Annotated in this window: 23 protein-coding genes; 14 read left to right on the top strand and 9 right to left on the bottom strand. The window is 69.3% G+C overall.

Features of this window, described 5'->3' with window-relative positions; translation table 11 throughout:
* Window positions 1-124: 124 nt before the first annotated feature.
* Window positions 125-6,313: a GH92 family glycosyl hydrolase gene (locus tag MUN74_RS05265; protein ID WP_244855381.1), complete on the bottom strand. Its 6,189-nt coding sequence runs from the start codon at window positions 6,311-6,313 to the stop codon at window positions 125-127.
* Window positions 6,314-6,482: 169 nt separating this feature from the next.
* On the opposite strand from MUN74_RS05265, the gene MUN74_RS05260 reads away from it, so the two are divergent.
* The 6 genes from MUN74_RS05260 to MUN74_RS05235 all read left to right on the top strand — a co-directional run bounded on the left by MUN74_RS05260 (window position 6,483) and on the right by MUN74_RS05235 (window position 14,559).
* Complete coding sequence (locus MUN74_RS05260) at window positions 6,483-7,496, top strand: LacI family DNA-binding transcriptional regulator (protein WP_244855379.1); 1,014 nt, start codon at window positions 6,483-6,485, stop codon at window positions 7,494-7,496.
* 89 nt (window positions 7,497-7,585) lie between these two features.
* Window positions 7,586-9,007: an MFS transporter gene (locus tag MUN74_RS05255; protein WP_244855378.1), complete on the top strand. Its 1,422-nt coding sequence runs from the start codon at window positions 7,586-7,588 to the stop codon at window positions 9,005-9,007.
* Window positions 9,008-9,175: 168 nt separating this feature from the next.
* Window positions 9,176-10,249: a LacI family DNA-binding transcriptional regulator gene (locus tag MUN74_RS05250; RefSeq protein ID WP_244855376.1), complete on the top strand. Its 1,074-nt coding sequence runs from the start codon at window positions 9,176-9,178 to the stop codon at window positions 10,247-10,249.
* A gap of 174 nt (window positions 10,250-10,423) precedes the next feature.
* On the top strand, window positions 10,424-11,968 hold the full coding sequence (gene mmsA / locus MUN74_RS05245) for a multiple monosaccharide ABC transporter ATP-binding protein (RefSeq protein WP_244855375.1): 1,545 nt from the start codon (window positions 10,424-10,426) through the stop codon (window positions 11,966-11,968).
* A complete protein-coding gene (mmsB, locus tag MUN74_RS05240; protein WP_244855373.1) occupies window positions 11,965-13,323 on the top strand; it encodes a multiple monosaccharide ABC transporter permease in 1,359 nt (452 codons plus the stop codon). Before mmsA ends, mmsB begins: the two co-directional genes overlap by 4 nt.
* A 114-nt stretch (window positions 13,324-13,437) precedes the next feature.
* The gene (locus MUN74_RS05235; RefSeq protein WP_244855372.1) at window positions 13,438-14,559 is read left to right on the top strand and encodes a substrate-binding domain-containing protein; all 1,122 of its coding nucleotides are present in this window, start codon (window positions 13,438-13,440) and stop codon (window positions 14,557-14,559) included.
* A gap of 121 nt (window positions 14,560-14,680) precedes the next feature.
* Here MUN74_RS05235 and MUN74_RS05230 read toward each other — a convergent pair whose 3' ends face one another.
* Window positions 14,681-15,070, bottom strand: coding sequence for a VOC family protein (locus tag MUN74_RS05230; RefSeq protein ID WP_244856355.1), 390 nt, complete (start codon window positions 15,068-15,070; stop codon window positions 14,681-14,683).
* A gap of 147 nt (window positions 15,071-15,217) precedes the next feature.
* Here MUN74_RS05230 and MUN74_RS05225 point away from each other — a divergent pair, with 147 nt between their 5' ends.
* Window positions 15,218-15,802: an HhH-GPD-type base excision DNA repair protein gene (locus tag MUN74_RS05225; protein ID WP_244856354.1), complete on the top strand. Its 585-nt coding sequence runs from the start codon at window positions 15,218-15,220 to the stop codon at window positions 15,800-15,802.
* 57 nt (window positions 15,803-15,859) lie between these two features.
* On the opposite strand, the gene MUN74_RS05220 is transcribed toward MUN74_RS05225, so the two are convergent.
* Window positions 15,860-16,660, bottom strand: coding sequence for an alpha/beta fold hydrolase (locus tag MUN74_RS05220; RefSeq protein ID WP_244855370.1), 801 nt, complete (start codon window positions 16,658-16,660; stop codon window positions 15,860-15,862).
* 586 nt (window positions 16,661-17,246) lie between these two features.
* Between MUN74_RS05220 and nrdH the strand changes: the two genes are divergently transcribed.
* The 5 genes from nrdH (at window position 17,247) to MUN74_RS05195 (ending at window position 21,705) form a co-directional block, all read left to right on the top strand.
* Window positions 17,247-17,480, top strand: coding sequence for a glutaredoxin-like protein NrdH (gene nrdH, locus MUN74_RS05215; RefSeq protein ID WP_244855369.1), 234 nt, complete (start codon window positions 17,247-17,249; stop codon window positions 17,478-17,480).
* Between the two features lie 65 nt (window positions 17,481-17,545).
* Window positions 17,546-17,962: a class Ib ribonucleoside-diphosphate reductase assembly flavoprotein NrdI gene (nrdI, locus tag MUN74_RS05210; RefSeq protein ID WP_244855367.1), complete on the top strand. Its 417-nt coding sequence runs from the start codon at window positions 17,546-17,548 to the stop codon at window positions 17,960-17,962.
* A gap of 5 nt (window positions 17,963-17,967) precedes the next feature.
* Complete coding sequence (gene nrdE, locus MUN74_RS05205) at window positions 17,968-20,094, top strand: class 1b ribonucleoside-diphosphate reductase subunit alpha (protein WP_244855365.1); 2,127 nt, start codon at window positions 17,968-17,970, stop codon at window positions 20,092-20,094.
* A gap of 52 nt (window positions 20,095-20,146) precedes the next feature.
* Window positions 20,147-21,169, top strand: a complete 1,023-nt coding sequence (gene nrdF / locus MUN74_RS05200; protein WP_244855364.1) for a class 1b ribonucleoside-diphosphate reductase subunit beta — start codon at window positions 20,147-20,149, stop codon at window positions 21,167-21,169.
* Between the two features lie 128 nt (window positions 21,170-21,297).
* Entirely contained in the window at window positions 21,298-21,705 is a 408-nt protein-coding gene (locus tag MUN74_RS05195) for a CHY zinc finger protein (RefSeq protein ID WP_370647347.1), read from the top strand.
* Window positions 21,706-21,768: 63 nt separating this feature from the next.
* On the opposite strand, the gene MUN74_RS05190 is transcribed toward MUN74_RS05195, so the two are convergent.
* The 5 genes from MUN74_RS05190 to MUN74_RS05170 form a co-directional block, all read right to left on the bottom strand.
* On the bottom strand, window positions 21,769-22,788 hold the full coding sequence (locus tag MUN74_RS05190; RefSeq protein ID WP_244855362.1) for a hypothetical protein: 1,020 nt from the start codon (window positions 22,786-22,788) through the stop codon (window positions 21,769-21,771).
* 115 nt (window positions 22,789-22,903) lie between these two features.
* Window positions 22,904-23,581 (bottom strand): SRPBCC domain-containing protein, encoded by a 678-nt coding sequence (locus MUN74_RS05185; protein ID WP_244855361.1) that lies wholly within the window; start codon window positions 23,579-23,581, stop codon window positions 22,904-22,906.
* 16 nt (window positions 23,582-23,597) lie between these two features.
* Entirely contained in the window at window positions 23,598-24,026 is a 429-nt protein-coding gene (locus MUN74_RS05180) for an ArsR/SmtB family transcription factor (protein WP_244855360.1), read from the bottom strand.
* 31 nt (window positions 24,027-24,057) lie between these two features.
* Window positions 24,058-24,396, bottom strand: coding sequence for a hypothetical protein (locus tag MUN74_RS05175; protein ID WP_244855358.1), 339 nt, complete (start codon window positions 24,394-24,396; stop codon window positions 24,058-24,060).
* A gap of 83 nt (window positions 24,397-24,479) precedes the next feature.
* Complete coding sequence (locus MUN74_RS05170) at window positions 24,480-24,776, bottom strand: hypothetical protein (protein WP_244855357.1); 297 nt, start codon at window positions 24,774-24,776, stop codon at window positions 24,480-24,482.
* 71 nt (window positions 24,777-24,847) lie between these two features.
* On the opposite strand from MUN74_RS05170, the gene MUN74_RS05165 reads away from it, so the two are divergent.
* On the top strand, window positions 24,848-25,453 hold the full coding sequence (locus MUN74_RS05165; RefSeq protein ID WP_244855355.1) for a uracil-DNA glycosylase family protein: 606 nt from the start codon (window positions 24,848-24,850) through the stop codon (window positions 25,451-25,453).
* Between the two features lie 47 nt (window positions 25,454-25,500).
* On the opposite strand, the gene MUN74_RS05160 is transcribed toward MUN74_RS05165, so the two are convergent.
* Entirely contained in the window at window positions 25,501-25,890 is a 390-nt protein-coding gene (locus tag MUN74_RS05160; protein WP_244855353.1) for an MmcQ/YjbR family DNA-binding protein, read from the bottom strand.
* Window positions 25,891-26,001: 111 nt separating this feature from the next.
* Between MUN74_RS05160 and MUN74_RS05155 the strand changes: the two genes are divergently transcribed.
* Window positions 26,002-26,643: an NAD(P)-dependent oxidoreductase gene (locus MUN74_RS05155; RefSeq protein WP_244855352.1), complete on the top strand. Its 642-nt coding sequence runs from the start codon at window positions 26,002-26,004 to the stop codon at window positions 26,641-26,643.
* Window positions 26,644-26,701 lie beyond the last annotated feature (58 nt).

Raw genomic sequence — 26,701 nt, 5'->3', positions numbered from 1 at the left:
CGGCTCGCCCTCCCGTGACGACGAAGCGGGATGCCGCGGCCGACGTCGGCCGCGGCATCCCGCTCGTGTTCGAGTCCGGAGCACCGGTCCGGTGCGCCCGTGACGGACGCACCGGACCGGATCCTCACCAGAGGATCAGCGGGACCGGCACGGTCTGCGAATCCTGGAAGCCGCCGTCACCCGTGAACTCGCCGTGCACGAGATGCACGCCGGCCGGGAGCTTCGGGAGCTTGACCTTCACCCGGCCGTCGGCCGTCGCGGCCACCTGCACGTCGGCGATCGGGCGGTCGCCGTCGTAGACGGTGAACGTTCCGACCGGCGAGCGGCCGTCGAGGGCGGTGACCTGCGCCACGAACTGCACGCCCGACCCCGCCTTCGCGAGCAGCTGGTCGGGCGCACCGACCGAGACGGTGGCGACCTCGACGGTGGTGACCGTCACGGTGAGCTTCGCCTTCGCGCTGAGCGCCGACGTGGTGCCCTCGGCGACGATCGTGTGCTTGCCGGCCTTCGTGGTCGCGGGGATGACGACCTGTGCGGTGAATCCGCCGCGCCCGTCGGTCGTGACCTCGGCGAGCCGGACCGGCCGGGAACGCAGCGTGATCGTCACGGTCTCCGCCGCGCCGAAGCCGCGTCCGGTGATCTCGAGGGTCTCGCCCTGCGCCACGCGGCCGTCGCCGAGCTCGAGCTCGGGCGCGACGACCGGTGCGTCGCCGACCTCGATCGAGAGCGGCTCCGAGGTCGAGGGCAGGTACGACGTCGGCACGTCGGGCGTGAACCGAGCCGTGTACGTGTGGGTACCCGAGGTCTCCACTCGTACGTCGACCGTCGCGGTGCCGGCTGTGACCGCCGCGGTGCCGACCACCGTGTCGCCCTCGAGGATCTCGACGAGGCCGGTCGCCGCCGTCGGCGCGACGGTCACCGTGAACGGCACCAGGTCACCGGCCACGGGTGCGGCGGCATCCGACCCGAGCGTCACCGTCGTGGCCTTCGCCGGCGTGAGCACGCTGATCGTGGCCGAGGCCTCGACCGCCGACACCGCTCCGACCGCGGTCACCGGGTACTCGCCGTCGACGGTGTCGGCCGGAACGGTGAGCTCGGTGTCGATCACGCCGTCGCCGTTCGAGGTCGTCGACACGGGTGCGCCGTCGCCGAGCCGGAGCTCGATCGCCTCGTCGGGCGCGAACCCGGTGCCCGTGACCCGGATCGTGCCGCCGGGCGCGACCTGGGTCGGATCGACCGCGATCTCGGGGGTGTAGACGGGCGCGGGCTCGTCGACGACGATCTCGACCGTGGTCGACGCCGAGCGGATGCCGTCGTCGACCGTGACGGAGACCGTGTAGGTGCCCGCGACGGTGTACGCGTGCTCGCCGGTGACCGCGCCGTCGACCACCGGCACCGACGACACCGCGGTGCCGTCGCCCCAGTTCACGACCGCCGACTGCTCGGCGGCGCCACCCGTGGTGGTCGCGAGCGTCGCCCCGAACGTCTCGCCCGCGACCTGCGTCTCGACCGTCTGCGGCTGCACCTCGAGCGGAGCGGCGGCCGAACGGTCGCCGTCGGAGGCGATGGCGAAGACGTGCACGCGGCCGTCCCTGAGGGTGCCGGCCTCGGTCGGCATCGTCAGCGACTCGACGACCTTCGGGGCGCCTTCGGCGTCGGTGTCGATCGTGATCGGCGCCGTCGCGTAGATCGCGGTGTTCTTGACCGACGACTCGGCTCCGGTGCCCGAGAGGCGCCCCTCCGAGACCGCGAGCACGGTGTTGCCGAAGGCCGGGTTGCCCGAGGCGCCGACCCAGTCGCCGAACGAGACCGGCACGCTCTGCGTGGATCCGTCGGTGAAGTGCAGCACCGCGGCGGGCTGACGTGCGCTCTCGGTCGCGGTGCCGACGAAGGCGAGCTGCGTCGCCCCGGCGCCGAGGTCGAGTCGGACGGTCTGCCCGTCGCCCGTGATGTTGTCGGGCTTGCCGGCTGCGACGGCGGGGAGGTCGTACGTCAGCTCGGTGCCCGGGATGGTGAGGGTCTGGCCCTGGACGAATCCGTCGGCGGCGAGCTTGTCGCGGAAGTACCCGAAGCCCTGGCCGTCGCAGTTCGCGGCGGTCGTGCCCAGGTCGCCGATGCAGACCGAGCCGAACGAGCCGACGAGCGACTCGTCACGCGTGACCGAGACGTTCGAGGCTGCCGAGGCGGCGGCTCCGCTCGAGTCCTGCACGATCACCGAGGCGGTGTACACGCCGGGGGCCGTGAAGGTGTGCGGCGCCGAGACCCGCCAGCCGCCGAGGTCGTCGCGCGTGAGCTTCGACTCGACCGGTCCGCTGCCGTCGCCGTAGTCGACGACGACCTGGTACCCCGACGCCGAGGCCTCGGTGCCGACGATCGTCGCGACCGTGCCCGTGAACTCGGTGTCGACCGCGACCGACTGCGCCGCGGCGGCGCTGACGGTGAGGCCCTCGGCCGTGCCCGCCTTCGCGAACAGCTCGACCTCGGAGAGGGTGAGCGGCCCGCCGGCCGACGACACCTCGAGCCGGAGGCTCGTGAACACGCCGTCGGAGTCGGCCGAGAAGGGGCGCGTCTGGGTCGGCCAGGCGAAGGCCTCGCCGTCGCGGTGGTCGAGCTCCGTCCAGTTCTCGCCGTCGGTCGAGCCCGAGAGCGTCCACGACGCCGGGGCCGCGTCGCGAGCGGCGCCCGTGAGCGTGTACTGGCCGACCGTGACCGGACCGGACTGCGACGTCCAGGTCAGCACGGCACTGCCCGAGTCGAACGTCGTCGCCGTGTTCATGCTGTCGTCGACGAGGGCCGCGGTCGACGTGCCGTCGCCCGCCGTGAGCGTGCCGCGGCCCGGCTTGGTGGCGTCGACGACGGAGCGCGGAACGTCGAGCTCCTCACCGAGGTCCTTCGCGCCCCAGTCGCTCGGCTCGTCGCTCATCGCGAACTCGAGCTCGCCGCCGTCGCGCAGCAGGTCGCCGTCGAGCGTCGTCGCGTCGATCGCCGTGCCGTTCAGCTCGACGCCGGAGACGTAGGTCTTGCCGTCGGAGGCGCCGGGTGCCGAGATCACGAGGTCGTTCTCGCCGATGCTGAGCGTCGCGCGGTCGAACAGCGGCGTGCCGATCGTGTAGTCGCCGGAGCCCACCTCGAGCGGGTAGAGGCCCAGCGCCGAGAACACGTACCAGGCCGAGAACTCGCCGTTGTCCTCGTCGCCCGGGTAGCCCTGGCCGATGTCGGAACCCACGAAGAGGCGCTGCTGGATGTCGCGGATGAGCGCCTGCGCCTCGGCGGGGTCGCCCGCCTCGGCGAGCACGTACGGGATGTGGTGCGCGACCTGGTTCGACATGCCGAGCATGCCGAGGCGCACGTCGCGCGCCTCCCGCGCCTCGTGGATGCCGGAGTAGTCGGCCTTCTCGCGAACCGTGAGGAACTCGTCGAGCTGGTCGAGCAGCCCCTGCCGCCCGCCGTAGAGCGCGGCGAGTCCCGCGACGTCGTGCGGTGCGTGGAAGCCGAAGGTCTTCGCGCTCGCCTCGGTGAACGCGCCGCCCCAGGCCTTCTGGTCGAAGTCGGCGCCGACGGGCCAGCTGCCGTCCGCGTTGCGGGCGGTGAAGGTGTCGGCCTCGGGGTTGAACATCTGCACGAAGTCCCGGGCGCGGGCCTGGAAGTACTCGGCCTCGTCGCGGAGCCGGTCGACGCGGTCGGCGGGGGTGTTCGGGTCGTCGGCGAGTGCCGCCGCCATCTCACCGATGCCGAAGTCGTTGATGAAGCCCTCGAGCCCCCACGAGGCGCTCTCGTGCGTGCTCTCCTCGGTGAAGCCGAGGAAGATCGACTGCGCGAGGCCCTTGCGACCGACGGCGTTCGAGACGGGCAGCACGGTGGCGTTCTTGACGGCGGCGTCGTACGCCTCGAGCGCGGTGTCGGTGTCGAGCGCGCCGGCGAGGTACGCCTCGGCGAAGGCCACGTCGGAGCTCGTGCCGGTCATGAGGTCGGCGTAGCCGGGGGAGGACCAGCGGGCGATCCAGCCGCCGTCGCGGTACTGCTGCACGAAGCCGTCGACGAGCTCCTCGGTCACGTCGGGGTAGAGCAGCGAGTAGAGCGGCCATGCGGTCCGGTAGGTGTCCCAGAATCCGTTGTTGACGTAGATCTTGCCGTCGACGAGCTTCGCGTTCGTCGCGGTGTCGGTCGCCGAACCGGTCGTCGCCGACACGGGGCTCGCGTACCGGTACTCGGGGTCGCCCGCCGTGCCGACGTTCTCGAACTGCGAGTTCGGGTAGAGGTTCAGCCGGTAGAGGCTCGAGTACAGGGTCACGAGCTGGGTGTCGGTCGCCCCCTCGACGTCGTGGATGACGCCGAGCCGGTCGTTCCAAGCCTGCTGCACAGCGGCGTGGGCATCGTCGAAGGACACGCCCGCGAGCTCGAGCTCGTGGTTGCGCTGCGCCTGCTGCTGGGAGATGAACGACGACGCGATGCGGAGTTCGACGGTGCGGTCGCCCGCGGTGTCGAACGCGGCGAATCGGGCGCTGCCGTTGCGGTTGCCGCGGGTCGTCGGGCCGGCGTTCGTCGGCTGCGCGTCGAAGGTGCCGTAGACGAACATGCGAGTCCGCCCCGGCCAGCCCGAACCGCCGTCGACCCAGCCGCTGACCGTGTTGCCCGTGATCGTGAGCTTCGACGAGTTCACGAGCTGGTCGACGATGACCGAGCTCTGGTCGCCGGTGAAGCCGAACCGGTAGATCGCGCCGTGGTCGGTCGCGGTCACCTCGGTCGTCATCCCGTTGTCGAACTGCACGCCGTACACGTCGGGCCGCGCGACCTCGTTCTCGTGGTGGAACTCGAGACGCCGGTCGTCGAGCGTCGAGGTGGGGTTCGCGCTCGCCGCGGGCAGCACGGCCAGCTGGTTGCGGTCGCCCATCCAGATGCTCGGCTGGTGCGAGAAGCCGATGCCCTCCAGTGCGGGGAGGTTCTGCGACGTGTTCGCGCCCTGGTACTGGTAGATCGTGCCGGTGTTGTCGGCGTTCGTCATCGGGGTGATGAAGTTGAAGCCGTTCGGCCAGCCGACCGCCGGGATGTTGTTGCCGCGCGAGAACCCGCCGGTCGAGTTCGTGCCGCGACGCGTGTCGACGTACGAGACGAGCCCGTCGCCGGTGTCGCGCGGGGCGGCCTCGTCGATGCTGAGGTCGTCGATCCAGCCGAGCACGGGCGTGCCGGCGGCCGGCGTCTCGATGCGGGTGACGCCGTCGCCCGGGTGGTCGTAGTCGAGGAGGACGCCGGTGACCGTGCGGCCCGCGAGCGAGCCCAGGTCGACGGTGACCTTGTTCCACTGGTCGGGCCAGAGCGCGTTCGAGAGTCCCTGCGAGCGTGCGTCTGCGCCGTAGCCGTACGAGTCGGTCAGGTCGGCCGCGGCGAGCGTCGTGCCGTCGTCGAGCACGAGGTCGACGGCGACGAAGGTCGACGCGTAGGTCTGCCCCGCGTCGAGCACGGGGAAGACGGTGTACGAGAGCCGGCTGTCGTCCTCGATGGCGATGTCGAGGTCGGTGTAGAGCGCCGTCGAGGACGAGGCGGGGCCCGCGCCGAGGTGCTTGCCGGTGTACCGCACGGCGTGCGTGCCCGAGAAGCCGACGTTCGTCTTCGCGGTGTACGAGCTCGTCGGGCCCGAGTCGACCTCGAGCGCGAGGTCGGAGGCGACGGGTTCCGCGTCGACGTCGGAGATCGGCTCCCAGCCGGCGAGCTGGATGAGTCCGCCCGCGTGGTTCGCGGTGATGTCGAGCCGGTAGTAGCGGCACGCGGCGCTCGGCGCGGCGAGCGTGAACGTGCGCGTCTGGCCGCGACCGGTGAAGGACTCGCCGCTGCGCGTGTCGACGACGGTCCAGTCGGTGCCGTTGTCGGAACCGAGCACGCGGAAGTCGCGGGGGTCGCGGTCGGGGGCGTCGTCGCCCGAGGTGAGGGTGTAGGCCTCGATGGGATGCGGCGCGGCGAGTTCGTACTGCGCCCAGCCGGTCGACGCGAAGATGAGCCACTTCGATCCGGCGTTGCCGTCGGCCAGCTTGACCGCGGTCTCGTTCGGCGGGTTCTCGCCCGACGCCGTGATCGCGGTCACCTCCGGCAGCAGGCTGCCCGGCACGTTGCGGTCGCCGGTGAGGTTGACCGACTCGCCGGTGCCGGTGAGCACGGGCACCGCGTCGCCCGCCTCGAAGGACGACGTGAAGGTCACCTCCCCCGGGGCGGCCGCCGCGGAGATCGGCGTCAAGACCGCCGCCGCCATCGCCATCGTGATCACTGCTGTCGCGGTCGCCCGCGTTCGGCGGGCCCCGCCCGACCGGTTGAAGTGCTTCACCGTCGCTCCCTTGTCGCTACGCTGCGATATGACACCGCTGTCATACGATGTTGGACGGTACCACGGTTGCCGTCCGGTGCGGAAGCCCGCGACGACTCCGACCGACGCAGTCCGGCGCACGCGCGGATTCCGTGGAGAATGGGCCGATCGCCGGTCACGAGGGAGGGCCATGCAGACACCAGCCGGACCGCCGGTCGCACGCGCGACGCTCGCGCAGGTCGCCGAGCGCGCGGGAGTGAGCCTGAAGACGGCGTCGCGTGCGCTCGCGGGCGAGTCGTACGTCAGCGAAGCGACCCTCGCTCGCGTCCTCGCCGCCGCGAGCGCGCTCGACTACCAGCGCAACACCGCAGCGAGCCTGCTCGCGAGCGGACGCCTCGCCGACTCCATCGGGCTCGTCACGGGCGACTTCACGAACCCGTTCTACTCGGCGCTCGCCCAGGCCGTCGAAGACGAGCTGCGTCCGCACGGCATCCACCTCGCCGTCGCGAACTCGCGCGAGTCGGCCGAGCAGGAGTGGCGCACCGTGCAGGACCTCGCCGATCGCAAGACGAAGGCGCTCATCGTCGTGTCGGCCATGCCCGACCACGCCGAGTACGCGCGGCTGCAGGCCCGGGGCATCCCGATCGTGTTCGTCGACCGCCCGGCCGAGCACATCGAGGCCGACTCGGTCGTCTTCGACAACCGGGCCGGCGGCCGGCTCGCCGCCGAGCACCTGCGCGACGCGGGCCACCGTCGCATCGCGTTCATCGGCGACTACAGCTGGCTGCCCACGTTCGTGCAGCGCTCGGCGGGCATGGGCGACGTGCTCGACGAGGCGGGTGCCGACTGGCGGGGCCTGCTGCGCACCGACGCGCACGACGTCGCCTCCGCGCGGGCGGCGACCGCGAGCCTGCTCGCCCTCGCCGAGCCGCCGACCGCGATCGTCGCCGGCAACAACCGGGTGCTGCTCGGCGCGGTCGAGGAGCTCGCGACCCGCGAGCGGGCCGACCGCCCGGCCGTGATCGGCTTCGACGACGTCGAATGGGCGCGGGTGCTGGGCATCACGGTCGTCACCGGCGACGTCGACGCGCTCGGGCGGCGGGCCGCCCAGTTCGCGATGGCGAGGCTCAACGACCGTTCGAGCGCGCTCGAACGCGCGTCGCTGCCGATGCGGCTGATCGTGCGGGCGCAGTCGCGCTGGTGACCTGCGGTTCCCTGCGAGCGCCGTCCCGTCGCCCGGATGCCGCGGGCGCGCTTGAGTTCAAGTGCCCTTGAGGTCGTAGGCTCGATCGGGTGAGTGAACCGACCGCCGAGACCCAGCTGCCGACCGATGCGAACCCGGCGGTCGAGCACGCGACGAGCGCACCGGTCGACGCGCGCAGCCCCCTGTCGCCGCCCTACCGCTGGCTGTCGATCGGCATGTTCGCGCTCATCTTCCTCGCGGCGTTCGAGGCCATGGCGGTCACGACGATCATGCCGCTCGTCGCGAGCGACCTGCACGGCGAGGCGCTCTACGCGCTCGCCTTCGCGGTGCCGCTCGCCGCGGGCATCATCGGCATGGTTATCGCGGGCAACTGGACCGACCGCTCGGGTCCGCTGCCGTCGCTCGTGACGGCGGCCGGGCTCTTCGTGGTGGGCCTGCTCATCGCGGGTACGGCGACCGACATGAACGTCCTCATCGTCGGCCGCTTCGTGCACGGCCTCTCGGGTGCCGCGGTCATCGTGCCGCTGTACGTGATCGTGGCGCGGGTCTACCCCGACGCGCTGCGCGCCCGCGTGTTCGCCGGCTTCGCGGCGGCTTGGGTGATCCCGTCGATGGTCGGCCCGGCCGTCGCCGGACTCGTCGCCGAGACGTGGAGCTGGCACTGGGTGTTCCTCGGCGTGATCGTGCTGCTCGTGCCCGCCGCGGCGATGATCCTGCCGCCGGTGCTGCGCGTGCGCGACCAGATCGCGGGCGACCCTGCGGTCGCGTGGAGCTTCGGTCGCGTCGGCTGGGCGGTGCTCGTCGCGGTGGGCGCGCTCGGCGTCTCGCTCGCGAAGGAGTTCGGCGACCCGTGGCGCTGGGTCGTCGCCGCCGTCGCGGTCGTGCTCGTCGTCGTCGCCGTGCGTCCGCTGCTGCCGGTCGGCACCCTCCGCGCGGCCCGCGGGCTGCCCGCGACCGTACTCTCGCGCTTCGTTGTCGCCGGCGCGTTCTTCGGCAGCGAGATCTACCTGCCCTACCTGCTCATGGAGGACTACGACTTCAGCGCGAGCGCCGCCGGCGCCGTGCTTACGGGCGCGGGCGTCAGCTGGGCGGTGGCGTCGTGGCTGCAGGGCCGCCTCGGCGAACGCGTGTCGAACGCGAGGGCGGTCGTCATCGGGTCGGCGGGTCTCCTCGCGGCGCTCGTCGTCGTGCTCGCGGTCGCGGTGTTCACGCTGCCGCCCGCGATCGCGTTCGTCGCCTGGACCCTCGCCGGCGGCGCGATGGGCTTCATGTACCCGCGGCACTCGGTGTCGGTGCTCGGCCAGTCGAAGGTCTCGGAGCAGGGCTTCAACAGCGCCGCACTCTCGATCGCCGAGTCGCTCGGCGCTGCGGTCGCGCTCGCCGTCACCGCGCTCGTGTCGAGCGCGTTCGTCGCAGGGGGCTTCGCGCCCGACTTCGCCGTCACCGTCGTCGTCGCGGTCGTGGCACTGCTGCTCGCGTCACGCGTGCGGCCCGCGGCATCCCGTTCATAGGCTTCTGCCGGCGCCCGGGATGCCGCGGCGCGGGGTCGCTCGAAATCGATTCGATTCGACCCCGCCATGTGACTGTCACATCATTCGCCTGTCGGCGACGGGGTCGGGTGTGCATAATGGAATCACCTTCGATGTGACCGTGCACATCGGTTCCAGAACGGTCTGGCAGTGAATCCTGAGACTCCCAAGGGGCGGGCGCCCAGCATCCGCGATGTCGCGCGCCTGGCCGAGGTCTCGCACCAGACCGTCTCGCGGGTGCTCAACGATCACCCGAGCATCCGGCCCGAGACGCGCGAACGAGTGCTCGCCGCGATGGAGACGCTGCAGTACCGGCCGAACCGCGCCGCGCGAGCGCTCGTCACGAGCCGGTCGCACACCATCGGCGTGCTCGCCTCGACGAGCACCGAGTACGGGCCGGCGACGAGCATCGCCGCGATCGAGGACGCGGCCCGCGAGCACGGGTACTACGTCAACACGGCGAACATCGCCGACCAGTCGGCCGAGGGCATCGCCGACGCGCTCGAGCACCTCATGCTGCAGGCGATCGAGGGCCTCGTCGTGATCGCGCCGCAGGTGCGGGTCTTCGAGGTGCTCGCGGCTTCGCCCGTCGGCGTGCCGTTCGTGAGCCTGCAGTCGACCGGGCGCAGCGACCACCTGGCGCTCTCGGTCGACCAGGTGACCGGCGCACGCCGCGCGACCCAGCACCTCATCAACCTCGGGCACCGCGACGTCGTGCACCTCGCGGGGCCGCAGGACTGGATCGAGGCCGAGGCGCGCATGCGCGGGTTCCTCGACGCGATCGGCGACGCCGACCTCGACCTGCGTCCGCCGATCCTCGGCGACTGGAGTGCGGACTTCGGCTACTTCGCCGGTCGCGAGCTGCTGCGGCACCGCGACTTCACGGCCGTCTTCGCGGCCAACGACCAGATGGCGATCGGGTTCATGCACGCCGTGCGCGACATGGGCCTCGACGTGCCCGGCGACATCAGCGTCGTCGGGTTCGACGACATCCCCGTCGCGCAGCACGTCTGGCCTCCGCTGACGACGGTGTACCAGGACTACCGCGAGACGGGCCGTCGCGCCGTGGCCCTGCTGCTCAACCAGGTGCACGGCGAGCGGGTGCTCGAGGTCGAGCAGGTGGTGCCGCGGCTCGTCGTGCGCGGCTCCACCGGCGAGGCGCCCGCGGCGCGGTTCGGCGGCCGCACTCCCGACGGCGCCGCCGGTCGGCCGACCGCGTTCTGATCGCAGTCTCATCACAGTCTGGCCCCAGTCCGGGGCCCCGCTTGACACGCGACGTTCTCGGATGCACCATAGGTCTCGATGTGAACGGTCACACGCGTCACATCGAGTCCTTGAACCTGACACAGAGGTCGTGATGAACCCGTCGACGATGACCGCAGCACCGGCAGGCCGCCGATGAACGCGCAGCCGATCCTCGAGATGCGCTCCATCACGAAGGAGTTCCCGGGCGTCAAGGCGCTCTCCGACGTCACGCTCACCGTGATGCCCGCCGAGGTCCACGCGATCTGCGGCGAGAACGGCGCCGGCAAGTCGACGCTCATGAAGGTGCTCTCGGGTGTGTACCCGTACGGCACCTACACGGGCGAGATCTACTTCCGCGGCGAAGAGGTGCAGTTCAGGGACATCCGCGCGAGCGAGGCCGCCGGCATCGCGATCATCCACCAGGAGCTCGCGCTCATCCCCGAGCTCTCGATCACCGAGAACATCTTCCTCGGCAACGAGATCGCCAAGCGCGGCCGCATCGACTGGGCCGAGGCGAAGATCCGCGCGCTCGACCTGCTCGCCCGCGTCGGGCTCGAGGAGGACCCCGACACGCAGATCAAGCACCTCGGCGTCGGCAAGCAGCAGCTCGTCGAGATCGCGAAGGCGCTCGCGAAGGACGTCAAGCTGCTCATCCTCGACGAGCCGACCGCCGCCCTCAACGAAGACGACTCCGAGCACCTGCTCGACCTGATCCGCGGCCTCAAGGGCAAGGGGATCACGTCGATCATGATCTCCCACAAGCTCAACGAGATCGAGGAGATCGCCGACGAGATCACGATCATCCGCGACGGCCACACCATCGAGACGCTCGACGTCAAGGCGGGTGGCGTCGACGAGGACCGCATCATCCGCGGCATGGTCGGCCGCTCGCTCGAGAGCCGGTTCCCCGACCGCACCCCGCACATCGGCGACGTCTTCTTCGAGGTGAAGGACTGGACGATCCAGCACCCGCAGGTGCCCGAGCGCCTCGTCGCGAAGGGCTCGAACCTCAACGTGCGCCGCGGCGAGATCGTCGGCCTCGCCGGCCTCATGGGCGCAGGCCGCACCGAGCTCGCGATGAGCATCTTCGGCCGGTCGTACGGCAACTACCTCTCGGGCACGATCGTGAAGGACGGCCAGGAGATCGTGCTCAAGGACGTCGAGTCGGCGATCGACCACGGCCTCGCGTACGTGAGCGAGGACCGCAAGCAGCTCGGCCTCAACCTGCTCGACTCGATCAAGCGGTCGATCGTCGCGGCGAAGCTCTCGAAGATCTCCAAGCGCGGCGTCGTCGACGACTCGCAGGAGTTCGGCATCGCCGAGGACTACCGCAAGCAGCTGCGCATCAAGACCCCGAGCGTCGACGTCGGCGTCTCGAAGCTGTCGGGCGGCAACCAGCAGAAGGTCGTGCTGGCGAAGTGGATGTTCACCGACCCCGACCTGCTCATCCTCGACGAGCCGACGCGCGGCATCGACGTCGGCGCGAAGTACGAGATCTACACGATCATCCAGGCGCTCGCGGCGCAGGGCAAGGGCGTCATCCTCATCTCGAGCGAACTGCCCGAGCTGCTCGGCATCGCCGACCGCATCTACACGGTCTTCGAGGGCCAGATCACCGACAACATCCCCGCATCAGAGGCGAACCCCGAGGCGCTCATGCGCAGCATGACCTCGGCCAAGAAGAAGGCGAACGCATGAGCACCGCGAGCACTCCCGCGAGCAACCCTCCGAAGAAGAAGGGCGGCCTCTCCGACATCCGCAAGGTGTTCGGCGGCGGCCAGTCGAGCCTGCGGCAGTTCGGCATCCTCGGCAGCCTCATCGTCATCATCGTGATCTTCCAGATCTGGACGGGTGGGCTGACGCTCTCGCCGACGAACCTCATCAACGTCGTCAACCAGTACTCCTACATCCTGATCCTGTCGATCGGCATGGTGATGGTCATCATCATGGGCCACATCGACCTGTCGGTGGGCTCGGTGGCGGCCTTCACGGGCATCGTCGTGGCGAAGTCGATGGACGACTGGGGCCTGCCCTGGTGGGCCGCGATCCTGCTCGGCCTCGCGGTCGGCGTCGCGATCGGCGCGTGGCAGGGGTTCTGGGTCGCCTTCGTCGGGGTACCGGCGTTCATCGTGACGCTGGCCGGCATGCTCGTCTTCCGAGGCGGCAACCAGTTCATCGGGCAGTCGACGACGACGCCCGTGCCGCAGGAGTTCAGCTTCATCGGGGCCGGCTACCTGCCCGAGCTCGCCGTGCCGCTGAACTTCAACGTGCTCACGATGCTGCTCGGCCTCGCCGGCGCCGCATGGATCGTCTGGCACGAGTTCCGGCTTCGCAGCACCCAGAAGAAGCTCGGTTCCGAGATGGCGCCCGTCTGGGTCAGCGTCGTCAAGGTCGTCGTGCTCGCGGGCGTCATCCTCTGGGCGGCCTGGCTGTTCGCGACCGGCCGTCCCGGCACGAGCTTCCCGATCTCGGGCATCATCCTCGTCGTGCTCGTGATCGTCTACTCGTTCGTCACGAACAACACGATCTTCGGCCGCCACATCTACGCGGTCGGCGGCAACCGCCTCGCCGCGACCCTGTCGGGCGTGAAGGACCGCCGCGTCGACTTCTTCGTCATGATGAACATGTCGGTGCTCGCAGCCCTCGCGGGCATGATCTTCGTCGCTAGGTCGACGGCCTCCGGCCCGCAGGACGGCAACGGCTGGGAGCTCGACGCGATCGCGGCCGTGTTCATCGGCGGCGCGGCCGTCTCGGGCGGCATCGGCACCGTGATCGGGTCGATCGTCGGTGGCCTCGTGATGGCGTTCCTCAACAACGGCCTGCAGCTCATCGGCGCCGGCGCCGACGTCGTGCAGATCATCAAGGGCCTCGTGCTGCTGCTCGCGGTCGCGGTCGACGTCTGGTCGAAGCGCCAGGGCGGAGCCTCGATCTTCGGCATCTGGTCGAACCGCCGCAAGGCGAAGCTCGAGTCGCAGGGCCCGACCGAGCCCCCGGCCGTCGCGCCCACCAACGTGTCGAACGAGTCGTCGCAGCCGGCCGACCTGCCGCGGTGACGCTCGGGATGCCGCGGCGCCCGGTCGCCGCATCCCCTCGGCCCCTCACCACCACCCCGCAGACCTTCCCCTCCAAGAGAAGTCCGAAAATCCCAACCAGAAAGTGATTGATCAATGAAGAAGCTCACTCTCGCAGCCACCGCAGTGGCCGCGATCGCAGCGCTCGCGCTGACGGGTTGCTCCGGCGACCGCGGCGGTTCGTCGGGCGGCGGCGACGAGACCACCTCGGCCGGTTTCGCGGCCGACTCGACCATCGGCGTGGCCCTGCCCGACAAGACCAGTGAGAACTGGGTGCTCGCGGGCGGTCTCTTCGAGGACGGCCTGAAGGAGGCCGGCTTCAAGGGCGACGTGCAGTACGCACCGGCCTCGAACACCGTCGCCGAGCAGCAGAACCAGATCTCGTCGATGGTCACGAACGGCGCGAAGGTCATCGTCATCGGCGCGAAGGACGGCAAGCAGCTCGGCACGCAGCTGCAGCAGGCCGCCGACGCGGGCGTGAAGATCATCGCCTACGACCGGCTCATCGAGAACACGCCGAACGTCGACTACTACGTCGCGTTCGACAACTTCAAGGTCGGCCAGCTGCAGGGCCAGGCGCTGCTCGACGGTCTCGCCAAGCGCGCGGGCCACGACGCGCCGTACAACATCGAGCTCTTCAGCGGCTCGCCCGACGACGCGAACTCGGCCGTGTTCTTCAACGGTGCGATGGACGTGCTCCAGCCGAAGATCGACGACGGCACCCTCGTGGTGACCTCGGGCCAGACCGACATCGCGCAGACCGCGACGCAGGGCTGGGAGGCCGAGAACGCGCAGAGCCGCATGGACTCGCTGCTCGCCGCGAACTACGCCTCGGCGAACGTCGACGGCGTGCTCTCGCCGAACGACAACCTCGCCCGCGCGATCATCACCTCGATCAAGCAGGCCGGCAAGGACATCTCGAAGGTGACCGTCACGGGTCAGGACTCCGAGGTCGAGTCGGTGAAGTCGATCATGGCCGGTGAGCAGTACTCGACCATCAACAAGGACACGACCCTCCTCGTGGAGCAGACGATCAACATGATCAAGCAGCTCCAGGCGGGCGAAGAGGTCGACGTCAACGACACCGAGCAGTACGACAACGGCGTGAAGGTCGTTCCGGCGTACCTGCTCGACCCGGTCATCGTGACCAAGGAGAACGCCGCGGAGGCCTACAAGAACAACCCCAACCTCCTCGACATCGTCAACCAGGCGGGCTGACCGCTCGCGTCGACGACGCACTGACGACGGCCCTCGCTCCTCCGGGAGCGGGGGCCGTCGCCGTCGGTGCGAAGCCGGATGCCGGGGGCGCGGCGTCGGCCCGCAGCATCCGTGCTCGTGATCAGCCTGCGGCCTGCTGCGACCAGGCGGGCAGCTGCTGCAGGGTCCACCGGTTGCCGTCGGGGTCGCTGAACGTGACGAAGCGGCCCCAGGCCTGCTCGTCGACGCCCTGTGCGTCGACTCCGGCGGCGCGCAACTGGGCGAGCGCGGCGTCGGCATCGGGGATGACGGCCTGGATCACGTCGAGCCGGCCGGGCTCGATCGTGCCGCCGAGCCCCTCGCCGAAGGCGATCGAGCACGCCGAGCCGGGCGGGGTGACCTGCACGAAGCGCAGGGTGTCGCTGACCCGCTGGTCGTGGTCGGCGTTGAACCCGCACTGGTCGACGTAGAACGCCTTCGCGCGGTCGACGTCGGTGACGGGCACGTGGATGAGTTCGATCTTGACGTCCATCTCGAGCGCCATGGCTCTCCTCCGTTGGTCGTTGGACTGGAATCGTTCGGATCTCGGGTGGCGGTGCTGGGCTTCGGGCTCGAGCCCATTCCAGCACTCGCCGCCGACATCCGCACCCCATGGCCCGCGGCATCCGTCGGTGCGAGGATGGTTCGCATGGCACTGCACATCACGGGCGACCAGGCGGCCGACGAGCTGCTCACCGACGACGCGTTCGCGCTGCTCACGGGCATGCTGCTCGACCAGCAGGTCGCGATGGAGACGGCCTTCGCGGGGCCGTCGAAGATCCGCGAGCGACTCGGCACGATCGAGCCCGGCGAGATCGCCGCGACCGACCCCGACCGCATGGTCGAGGTGTTCACGCAGACCCCGGCCGTGCACCGCTACCCGGGGTCGATGGCGGGCCGCGTGCAGGCGCTGGCCGCGGCGGTGCGCGACGACTGGGGCGGCGACGCGACCGCGATCTGGACGCAGGGCGACCCGTCGGGCGCCGAGGTGCTGAAGCGACTCAAGGCGCTGCCGGGCTTCGGCGAGCAGAAGGCGAAGATCTTCCTCGCGCTCCTCGGCAAGCAGTGCGGGCTCGAGGCACCGGGCTGGCGCGAGGCCGCCGGCGCCTACGGCGAGGCGGGCTCGTTCTCGTCGGTCGCCGACATCGTGAGCCCCGAGTCGCTCGCCAAGGTGCGGGCGCACAAGCAGGCGATGAAGGCGGCGGCGAAGGCCGCCAAGGCCTGATCGGCAGACGTCGGCGGATGCCCCGGGGCCGACCCCGGGGCATCCGCCATGCTGCGACTACTCGACGAGGAACTCGGCGATCGCGAGGGCCATGGTCGACGGCTCCCACGCGTGGTTCGCGGCTCGGATCGGGCGGGACCGCGCGTTCGGCATCGACGCGACGATCGATGCGGCCGCCGTCGTCATGATCGGCATGGTCTCGTCGCCGACGAGGGCGAGGGTGGGTGCCGTGATGTGCTTCCACAGCTCGGCGCGCGGTGCCGACTGGGTCCAGGCGAGCGACTCGGCGTCGGGCTCGAGGCTCGGGCCGAGTTCGAGCATGATCGGCCACCCCGGGCTCTGCTTCGCGCCGGCGAGCCACTCGGGCGGCATGTCCGACATGTAGTGCTCGATGACCGCGGTCGGATCGCCGGCCGCGATCCGCTCGCGCATGCCCGCGAGGAACTCCGCGCCCCGGGTGCCGAGCTCCTCGTCGAGCGGAACCTCGAACAGCACGAGCTTCGAGACCGGCAGGCCGGCTGCGGCCGCGGCGAGAGCGATCGACCCGCCCGACGAGTTGCCGTACAGCGCGACGTCGTCGGCGATGCCGCCGCGCCTGATCTCGCCGATGAGCGCGCGCAGGTCGTCGATCGTCTGGGCGAGCGTGATCGGTGCGGCGGCGGGGCTCTCGCCGCGGCCGCGCCGGTCGTAGTTCACGACGTCGAAGCCGTGGCCGGCGAGGGCGGCGGCCATCGCCACCGTCGTCGGGTCGAACGCCCGGTACTGCATGGCGCCGCCGATGAGGATCACGGGCGGCCCGAAGCCGGCCCGGTCGTACGCGATGCGCGTCCCGTCGGCTGAGGTCGTGTACTCGGTCATCCGGCTCCCTTGCTCGGGGCACAGGGTACGCCGCGCGGGCGGATGCCTCCACCGGGCGCGGGGCGGCGGCGGGGCGTCCGCCGTGTCGTCGGGTGAAGCGGGCGGGACGATACCCGGCTCGTCGCTTGGGGGGACGCCGGGTACCGTCCCTACAGAAGAGATGCATCGGCGGCCCGATCATGACGCGGGTCGGCGGAATTCGTGAGACGAGCTCGACACGCTCGCGCGTCGCGGCCGGAATGTCGGTGGCTGGTGGCATGGTGAGAGCACAACACCATATGTAGGGGTGAGGGTGTCGAACGGCCCCCAAGTGTCGTGCAGCGCGACACGCCGGAGATTCATCCACAGTCGAGAAATCTCGATTCCGCACGGCTGTGGAGAACCGCTCGCCGAACCCCGCAAACAGGCCGATCATCGCGACTTCGCGCTGTTCACAACCCGTGGATAACTCCGTGGATAACTACACGAATGTAACTACAGCATGTTGTGGCGGTTCAGTTCGGCAGACACTAGATGTAGTATTGAAGTACCAGTTAGCAACACGGGGGACGGGCTCCTCCAAGGGCCCGGGAACGAGGGGAAAACAATGACGGTCACGGTCTACACCAAGCCTTCTTGCGTCCAGTGCAACGCGACGTATCGCGCCCTCGACAGCAAGGGCATCGAGTACGAAGTGCTCGACCTCTCTGTCGACGAGAGCGCGCTCGCGCAGGTCAAGGAGCTCGGCTACCTGCAGGCCCCGGTCGTCATCACCGACGAAGACCACTGGTCGGGCTTCCGTCCCGACAAGATCGACGAGCTCGCCGCGCGTCTGAGCTGATCACCTTGGCTTGAACGCAGCCGGTGAGCTCGGGGGAGTGAACCGGTAACGCGAAGGAGACGATCATGACGAACCTGGTCTACTTCTCGAGCGTCTCGGGCAACACGAAGCGCTTCATCGAGAAGCTCGGCCGACCGGCCGATCGCATTCCGCTGCACGCCCGCGACGAGGCGCTGCACGCCGACGAGCCGTTCGTGCTCGTCGTTCCGACCTACGGCGGAGGCGACGGCAAGGGCGCCGTGCCGAAGCAGGTCATCAAGTTCCTCAACGACGAGCGCAATCGTGCGCTCATCCGCGGCGTGATCAGCGCCGGCAACACCAACTTCGGGTCGGCCTACTGCCTCGCGGGCGACATCATCGCCCAGAAGTGCAAGGTGCCGCACCTCTACCGCTTCGAAGTATTCGGAACCCCAGACGACGTTCGCGCCGTCGACGATGGATTGGACGCATTTTGGTCAAGTCAACTGCAGCAGACGGCGTAGCCCTCATGGAGGCCCCGCGCACGGCGATGGATTACCACTCGCTCAACGCGATGCTGAACCTCTACGGCCCGAACGGCGAGATCCAGTTCGACAAAGACCGTGAGGCGGCTCGCGAGTACTTCCTGCAGCACGTCAACCAGAACACCGTCTTCTTCCATTCCCTGAAGGAGCGGCTCGACTACCTCGTCGAGAAGGAGTACTACGAGCCGCAGGTGCTCGAGCAGTACTCGTTCGAGTTCATCCAGAAGCTCAACGACCTCGCGTACTCGAAGAAGTTCCGCTTCGAGACCTTCCTCGGCGCGTTCAAGTACTACACGAGCTACACGCTCAAGACCTTCGACGGCAAGCGCTACCTCGAGCGCTTCGAGGACCGCGTCGTGATGACCGCGCTCGGCCTCGCGCAGGGCGACGAGCAGCTGGCGATCGACCTCGTCGAGGAGATCATCGGCGGCCGCTTCCAGCCGGCCACCCCGACCTTCCTCAACACGGGCAAGGCGCAGCGCGGCGAGCTCGTCAGCTGCTTCCTGCTGCGCATCGAAGACAACATGGAGTCGATCGCCCGCGGAATCAACTCGGCACTGCAGCTCTCGAAGCGCGGCGGCGGCGTGGCCCTCCTGCTGTCGAACATCCGCGAGTCGGGTGCGCCGATCAAGCAGATCGAGAACCAGTCGTCGGGCATCATCCCCGTCATGAAGCTGCTCGAGGACTCGTTCAGCTACGCGAACCAGCTCGGTGCCCGCCAGGGCGCCGGCGCGGTGTACCTGTCGGCCCACCACCCCGACATCATGCGGTTCCTCGACACGAAGCGCGAGAACGCCGACGAGAAGATCCGCATCAAGACGCTGTCGCTCGGCGTCGTCGTGCCCGACATCACCTTCGAGCTCGCGAAGAACAACGAAGACATGTACCTCTTCTCGCCGTACGACGTCGAGAAGGTCTACGGCAAGCCGTTCGGCGACGTGCCGATCACCGAGCACTACCGCGAGATGGTCGACAACCCGCGCATCAAGAAGACGAAGATCAACGCGCGCGAGTTCTTCCAGACGATCGCCGAGATCCAGTTCGAGTCGGGCTACCCGTACATCGTGTTCGAAGACACGGTGAACAAGGCGAACCCGATCAAGGGCCGCATCAACATGTCGAACCTCTGCAGCGAGATCCTGCAGGTGAACACGCCGACCACGTACAACGAAGACCTCTCGTACGACCAGATCGGCAAGGACATCAGCTGCAACCTCGGTTCGCTGAACATCGCGCTCACGATGGACTCGCCCGACTTCGGCAAGACCGTCGAGACCGCGATCCGCGGTCTCACCTCGGTGTCGAACCAGAGCCACATCACCTCGGTGCGCTCGGTCGAAGACGGCAACGACAAGTCGCACGCCATCGGCCTCGGCCAGATGAACCTGCACGGCTACCTCGCCCGCGAGCGCATCTTCTACGGCTCGGAAGAGGGCATCGACTTCACGAACATCTACTTCTACACGGTGCTGTTCCACGCGCTGCGCGCGTCGAACCGCATCGCGATCGAGCGCGGCGAGACCTTCGACGGCTTCGCCGACTCGAAGTACGCGTCGGGTGAGTTCTTCGACAAGTACACGGATGCCGCGTGGGTACCCGAGACCGCGAAGGTGACGCAGCTCTTCGCCGACGCCGGGGTGCACATCCCGACCCAGCAGGACTGGCTCGAGCTGAAGGCGTCGATCCAGGAGCACGGCATCTACAACCAGAACCTGCAGGCGGTGCCGCCGACCGGCTCGATCTCGTACATCAACAACTCGACGGCGTCGATCCACCCGATCGCCTCGAAGATCGAGATCCGTAAAGAGGGCAAGCTCGGGCGCGTCTACTACCCGGCGGCGTTCATGACGAACGACAACCTCGAGTACTACCAGGACGCGTACGAGATCGGCTACGAGAAGGTCATCGACACCTACGCCGCGGCAACGCAGCACGTCGACCAGGGCCTCTCGCTCACGCTCTTCTTCAAGGACACGGCGACGACCCGCGACATCAACAAGGCGCAGATCTACGCATGGAAGAAGGGGATCAAGACGATCTACTACATCCGCCTGCGTCAGCTCGCGCTCGAGGGCACGAACCTGGACGAGTGCGTGTCGTGCATGCTGTAGTCCGGTGATCGAGTAGCGAAGCGTATCGAGATCTGAAATCGAAGGAACAGGGATGACTCTCACCGATCCGGTCAACGCGGCCGGCAACGACCCGGCGCACACCGGCGGCAAGCTCAAGCTCGTCGACCACGTCAACGCGATCAACTGGAACCGCATCCAGGACGACAAGGACCTCGAGGTCTGGAACCGCCTGGTGAACAACTTCTGGCTGCCCGAGAAGGTGCCGCTGTCGAACGACATCCAGTCGTGGAACACGCTGACGCCCGAGGAGCAGACGCTCACGATGCGCGTGTTCACGGGGCTCACCCTGCTCGACACGATCCAGGGCACGGTCGGCGCGGTCTCCCTCATCCCCGACGCGATCACCCCGCACGAAGAGGCGGTGTACACGAACATCGCGTTCATGGAGTCGGTGCACGCGAAGAGCTACTCGTCGATCTTCTCGACGCTGTGCTCGACGAAGGAGATCGACGACGCCTTCCGCTGGTCGGTCGACAACGAGAACCTGCAGAAGAAGGCCGCGATCGTCATGGAGTACTACCGTGGCGACGAGCCGCTGAAGCGCAAGGTCGCTTCGACGCTGCTCGAGAGCTTCCTCTTCTACTCGGGCTTCTACCTGCCGATGTACTGGTCGTCGCGCGCCAAGCTCACCAACACGGCCGACCTCATCCGCCTCATCATCCGCGACGAGGCCGTGCATGGGTACTACATCGGCTACAAGTTCCAGAAGGGGCTCGAGCAGGTCGACCAGGCAACGCGCGACGACCTCAAGGACTACACGTTCTCGCTGCTCTACGAGCTCTACGACAACGAGGTGCAGTACACGCAAGACCTGTACGACGGCGTCGGCCTCACTGAAGATGTCAAGAAGTTCCTCCACTACAACGCCAACAAGGCCCTCATGAACCTCGGCTACGAGCCGATGTTCCCGAAGACCGTCACCGACGTGAACCCGGCGATCCTCTCGGCACTCTCGCCGAACGCCGACGAGAACCACGACTTCTTCTCGGGGTCGGGCTCGTCGTACGTGATCGGCAAGGCCGTGGTCACTGAAGACGAGGACTGGGACTTCTAGTCGCCTGCTGTTTTCGCAACGTGACGAGGGGTGGATGCCACGAGGCATCCACCCCTCGTCTGTTTGTCCATGGTGGTCGAACGCCCGTATCGCGATGGGCGCGCGAACAGCCCGGTACCCTCGGTCGGGTGATCATCTCCGGCGTCCGTGAACCTCGAGACGACTTCGAACACGGTTCGGGGCCGGCCATGCGGCCGCAGGTGCACGGGTCGGTCGTCGATGCCGAGACCCGCTGCGTCCATTACCGAACCGAACTCGATGTCATCGCCATCAAGTTCTCGTGCTGCGGCGACTTCTACCCCTGTCACTTCTGTCATCGTGACGCGGTCGATCACCCGGCCGTGCAATGGCCGGCAGAGGAGTCCCATGAACGCGCTGTACTCTGCGGGGTTTGCAGCGCCTTGCTGACGATCGCCGAGTACGCCGACGCGTACACGTGTCCGTCCTGCGCCGCTCCGTTCAACCCCGGATGCAAACTGCACTGGGAGTACTACTTCTGCGCCCCCATCGACACCGCACGCGACGCAGGAGCCTGACGCTTCTCTGTCGATGAGCGCCTGACCGTCGCAGGCGAAGGCATCATCCTCGGTATCGGGGCGTCAGAGCCCCCAGTAGTACGCGTCAGCCGATCCGTTCGGGTTGCGTGCGACGGCCTTCACGGTTAGCGACAGCCCCGGGCCGGAGCCGACGGGGCACGTGATCGGGATGGTCACCGAGCCGGACTCGGCGCCGCCCGAGACGAGCTGCGTGAACCCACCCGTCGCCCGGTCAGGCGATTCGGTGAGCGCGTAGTAGATGTCGACGGTGTCGCCTTCTCGGGCTTGCCAGCTCATGTCCATGGTGACGACCTGGCCTGTCGGGTTCTCGCCGCAGTCGCCGCGTTCGCCGGGCTCCATCCCGAGGATCGCGGGGTCGAAGGGATGCTCGGCCGAGTATCCACCGGTCGCGTCACCGCCCGTTGCGGGCTCCTCCTCCCAGGCGTCGGCAGCGGCCTCCTCTTCCGCGCGCTGCTTCGCGGCAGCGGCGGCGGCATCGGCCGCAGCCTTGCCGGCCTTCTGCGCGGCGACGACCTGGTCGGAGGCGGCCTTCACCCGGGTGAGCGCGTCGACGAGGTCGTCCGCCGTGGCGAGCTCGGCGACTGCCTTCGCGAGCGCATCACGGGACGTGCCGGCGAGCGGACTCGCCGTGGTGAGTGCCTCGGCCTGTGCGCCTGCACTCGTGGCGAGCGCGCGGAGTGCTTCGTCGACCGCATCGACGGCGGCCGAGACGTCGTCGTGGTCGCCGTCGGCGATCGCGAAGGCGAGCGCCACGCGCGCGGCTTCGAACGCCGCCGCAGCGTCGGCGTGCACGGCATTGCCGAGCGCCGTGGTGAGCCCGTCGAACCCGCCGTTGAGGCGGGCCGCCTCGGCCTTCGCCTCGGCGAGCGCTGCCGCAGCCTTCCGGTCGCCGGCGGCCTGCTTCTCCGCAGCGACCTCGCTGGCCAGCTGACGGTTGTGCTGGTCGACGGCGACCGCAGTGACGGGGACGGAGACCGCCCCGAAGACGATGAGCACCCCGGCGGCGACCGCCGCGACGCGCGCCCGCCTCGGCAGCGCCGCGAACCGACTGACGATCTTCACTCTGGACGTCCTCCTCGACGCATCCTGACAACGGCGTCAAGCATCTCATCCCGACGAGGTCGGAAATGACGCAGGAGGAAGAGGGCGGCCGGACTCCGGCGGAGCGGCCGGTCGATCACTCCGTCTCGGCCCTCGGCGCCTCCCCGGTGTACGCCGCATACGTCCGATCCGCCGCCCCCTTCGCGACCTCCGCACTCACCCCGTCCCGCTCATGCGCCGCGGCCCACGCGTCGGCCGATCGGCGCATGAACGTCTTGCCCTCGTCGCTCGCGACCCAGGCGGGCGCCTCCTCTGATGAGATGCCGTCGTCGCCGCCTGAGAAGTGCAGTGCGAGGCCGAGCAGTCCCTGGTCCCACCCGATGCCGGTCGCCGACGGGCCGAACTGCTCCCACATGCCGTCGGGCAGGCTCGCCGCCGTCGCGACGTTCTCGAGTTCGAGGCGAGTGTGCGAGGCATCCACCTCGACGAGGCGCACGCTGACGATCGCCGGTTCGCCGGAGCCCATGCCCCAGGTGACCGAGTAGCCGGCCGCGCCGTCGCGCGGCGGCTCGCAGCTGCGGATCTCGCCGCCGGCATTGCCCTCGAGCTGGTAGCGGCCGCCGAGGCGCAGGTCGCCCGAGACCGGCAGGAACCAGCGCGGAATGCGCTCCGCGCTCGTCACCGCGTCCCACACGTCGTCGATGGGGGAGGGATAGGTCTGCGCGAGCTGCTGCACGTAGGCGAGCGCGCCGTCGACCTCCTTCGTCTCGATGCTGCGCGTGACGGCGTCGAGCTGGGCGTTCACGTCGACCATGTCGGTACTCCTTCGTTCAGTCGTCATTCGAATCGGTGGTGGTGGTGCCGCGGTGGGGCGGTGATGGCGGTGCGGATGCCGCATCCGGAGCATCCGCCACCGGTTTCGTCGCGGCGGCCTTGCGTTGCGCGAGTCGACCGCGCGCGAGCTCGGTGCCGAGGGCGTCGAGCTTCGGCTGCCAGAACCGGCGGAAGTGGTCGAACCACGCGTCGGCCTGTGCGAGCGGGGCCGGGTCGACGGCGTAGAGCCGCCGCGCGCCCTCGGGGCGCACGGTGACGAACCCCGACTCGCGGAGCACGCGCAGATGCTGCGAGACCGCCGGCTGCGAGATGCCGAACTCGGCCTGCACGACCGAACCGACCTCGCCGGCGGACGCCTCGCCATCGGCGATCAGCTCGAGGATGCGGCGGCGGACCGGGTCTCCGAGGACATCGAGCGCGTGCATGCGTCTATATTTGCGCTGTGACTTATATAAGTCAAGGATTATTTGTGGTCGCGGAGTCGGCCCGGCGGCGCCGCACCCTCCGGACGACGAGCCCGGCGACGGCGACGCCGGCGATCACGATCGGGATCGCGATCGGCCAGAGCGGGGCGAAGCCGAGCAGGAACGCGAGCCCCTCGAAGCCGACGAACGAGCCAGCGGCAATGTAGATCGTGGCGCTCGCGGTGAACAATCGGAGGTTCACGGCTGCGATGAGGCCGCGCACGCGGTCGGCGACGGTCCGCCCGCCAGCGGGCGCCTGGCGCGACGCGACCTCCGAGCGTGACGGGGGCTGCTGTTCTGAAGGGTCGATGAAACGGGTGTGCTGAGGCACGGTGCTCTCCGATGGGTCGATGCATGCATGGATGCGGAGAGCCGGCCCTCGGGGCGCGGTGAAGGGAGTGGTCGCGGGCCGGCTCAGGCGAGCACAGCGCCGGGAGCACGCGGTCGTGCGTCCTGGCGCGCGCGGGTCGGGCCGGGCGGATGGGCCCGTACCCGCCGATCGCTTGGTCGATCCGTACCGTGACGGGGAGCGGCGAGCGCCCCGACGACGACGAGCGTCGCGACGACGACGGCGATCGCCGCAGCGAGCACCACGGCGAGCCCGATGCCGATCATGACGAGCGCACCGTCGGCGTGCGCGCCGAGCACCGGGGTGACGAGCACCCACAGGAACTCGATCAGCTGCCGGATCTCGTCGAACACGTCACCCATGCTAGATCGTTCGCCTGCGCGACGGCCCGCCGAGGCATCCGCGCATCGTCGCAGCATGCGACCCTGAGAAGGTGACTGCGCAGGCCCACGGCGACGAGCTCGAACGCATCCGCGACGAGATCATCGCCGACCCCGAGAATGCGGCGTTCACCGCGCTCGGCTGGAAGCCGTTGTTCGCCGCATCGCCCGAGTCGCGGGTGCTGCTCATCGGTCAGGCACCCGGGAGGCGGGCGCAGGAATCGGGCATCCCGTGGAATGACGCCAGCGGCGACACCCTGACCCGGTGGCTCGGCGTCGACCGCGAGACCTTCCACGACCCGAATGCGTTCGCGATCGTGCCGATGGACTTCTACTTCCCCGGCAAGGCACCCTCGGGCGACCTCCCTCCGCGCCGGGGAGTCGCGGCCACGTGGCATCCGCCCATCTTCGAGCAGCTCGTGAACGTACGGTTGACCGTGCTCGTGGGTGCGCACGCACAGCGCGCCTACCTGCCCGACCGGTTGCCGACGCTGACCGAGACCGTCCGGCACTGGCGTGACTACCTGCCGTCGAAGTTTCCGGTCGTGCACCCTTCGCCCCGCAACATCGCGTGGCAGCAGCGCAACCCGTGGTTCGAGGCTGAGACGGTGCCCGACCTGCGGGAGGCGGTGGCGTCGGCCCTGAGCGGCGGGGGATAGCAACCGACCGACGCGACGCGACGCGACGCGCCGGCCGAAGCCCGCCGCTACGACTCGTCGCCGAACAGCTCGCGCCTCAGGTACTTCGGCGCCTGCACCCGCCACGCCTCGGTCACGAGCTCGGCGAGGTGGTCGGGCTCGATGCCCGCCATGCGGAACGCGACCTTCGGCTCGCCCCACCGGGTCGTCTGGTCGAGGAACACGTCGGGCGCCATCTCGCGGAGCGCGAACGCGTCGACCGGGTCGGCGACCTTCACCCCCACGACGAGCTCGGCCGCGATGATCTCGCGCACGTCGTCGGGGATGCTCGGCCATGGATGGCACTCCCACGCATAGAGCTTGTTGCGCACGAACCACGCCGCGCCGCCCGTCGTGGCCCGCTCCTCGCTGCCGGGCAACCGGTTCGCGGTACGTCGCACGTCGTCGAGATCGGGCACGGGGCGAGCCTATGCCCGGCCGGCGACACCTGGCGCAACGCCGGAATTCTGCGAGCCCCCGTGCGTTGCACTCCCTGGACGCCGCCACCGGGGCGGCAGGAGGAGTTGAGCATGGCCCGCATCGTCGTCATCGGAGGCACCGGCTACGCCGGTGGTCACATCGCAGCCGAGGCCGCCGCGCGTGGACACGAGGTCGTCTCGGTGTCGCGCAACGAGCCCGCCGAGAAGGTCGATGGCGTCGCCTACGTGCAGGGCTCGATCCTCGATCTCGACGGTCTCGAGGCGCAGTTCGACGGCGCCGACGCCGTGATCTCGGCCGTCGCGCCCCGCGGCGACATGACCGACGCCGTGCCCGATGCGCTCAAGGAGCTCGCCGCCCGGCTCACCGACACCCCCACCCGACTCGGCGTGGTCGGCGGCGCGATGGGCAGCCTCTCGGCGCCCGGCGGTCCGCGGCTCTACGACCTCGGTGTGCCTGAGCAGTACCTCCACGAGGCGACCGTCGGCGTCGAGTCGCTCGAGCTGCTCGAGGCGAGCGAGGCCGGGCTCGACTGGTTCCTCGTGCACCCGCCGAAGGTCTTCGGCTCGTGGGAGCCCGGCGAGCGCACCGGCTCGTACCGCGAGGGCGGCGACGTCTTCGTGCAGGCGGCCGACGGCAGCTCGTTCATCTCGGGGGCCGACTTCGCCATCGCGGTCGTCGACGAGGTCGAGCGCGGCAACCACCGTCGCGAGCGCTTCACCGTCGGCTACTGAACATGATCTGACGGCCGGATGCCGCTGCCCGCGCACCGCTCCGCGATGCGCCGACGCC

It is taken from the genome of Agromyces sp. H17E-10 (assembly GCF_022919715.1).
GTDB lineage: Bacteria > Actinomycetota > Actinomycetes > Actinomycetales > Microbacteriaceae > Agromyces.
This window is presented reverse-complemented; position numbering and strand designations above follow the sequence as displayed.

Coding starts and splice junctions, on each gene's coding strand:
- MUN74_RS05225 (WP_244856354.1), top strand. CDS start 15,218: ATGGTTCGCATGGCACTGCACATCACGGGCGACCAGGCGGCCGACGAG.
- mmsA (WP_244855375.1), top strand. CDS start 10,424: ATGAACGCGCAGCCGATCCTCGAGATGCGCTCCATCACGAAGGAGTTC.
- nrdI (WP_244855367.1), top strand. CDS start 17,546: ATGACGAACCTGGTCTACTTCTCGAGCGTCTCGGGCAACACGAAGCGC.
- nrdE (WP_244855365.1), top strand. CDS start 17,968: ATGGAGGCCCCGCGCACGGCGATGGATTACCACTCGCTCAACGCGATG.
- mmsB (WP_244855373.1), top strand. CDS start 11,965: ATGAGCACCGCGAGCACTCCCGCGAGCAACCCTCCGAAGAAGAAGGGC.
- MUN74_RS05180 (WP_244855360.1), bottom strand. CDS start 24,026: ATGCACGCGCTCGATGTCCTCGGAGACCCGGTCCGCCGCCGCATCCTC.
- MUN74_RS05170 (WP_244855357.1), bottom strand. CDS start 24,776: ATGGGTGACGTGTTCGACGAGATCCGGCAGCTGATCGAGTTCCTGTGG.
- nrdF (WP_244855364.1), top strand. CDS start 20,147: ATGACTCTCACCGATCCGGTCAACGCGGCCGGCAACGACCCGGCGCAC.
- MUN74_RS05235 (WP_244855372.1), top strand. CDS start 13,438: ATGAAGAAGCTCACTCTCGCAGCCACCGCAGTGGCCGCGATCGCAGCG.
- MUN74_RS05230 (WP_244856355.1), bottom strand. CDS start 15,070: ATGGACGTCAAGATCGAACTCATCCACGTGCCCGTCACCGACGTCGAC.
- MUN74_RS05260 (WP_244855379.1), top strand. CDS start 6,483: ATGCAGACACCAGCCGGACCGCCGGTCGCACGCGCGACGCTCGCGCAG.
- MUN74_RS05155 (WP_244855352.1), top strand. CDS start 26,002: ATGGCCCGCATCGTCGTCATCGGAGGCACCGGCTACGCCGGTGGTCAC.
- nrdH (WP_244855369.1), top strand. CDS start 17,247: ATGACGGTCACGGTCTACACCAAGCCTTCTTGCGTCCAGTGCAACGCG.
- MUN74_RS05220 (WP_244855370.1), bottom strand. CDS start 16,660: ATGACCGAGTACACGACCTCAGCCGACGGGACGCGCATCGCGTACGAC.
- MUN74_RS05185 (WP_244855361.1), bottom strand. CDS start 23,581: ATGGTCGACGTGAACGCCCAGCTCGACGCCGTCACGCGCAGCATCGAG.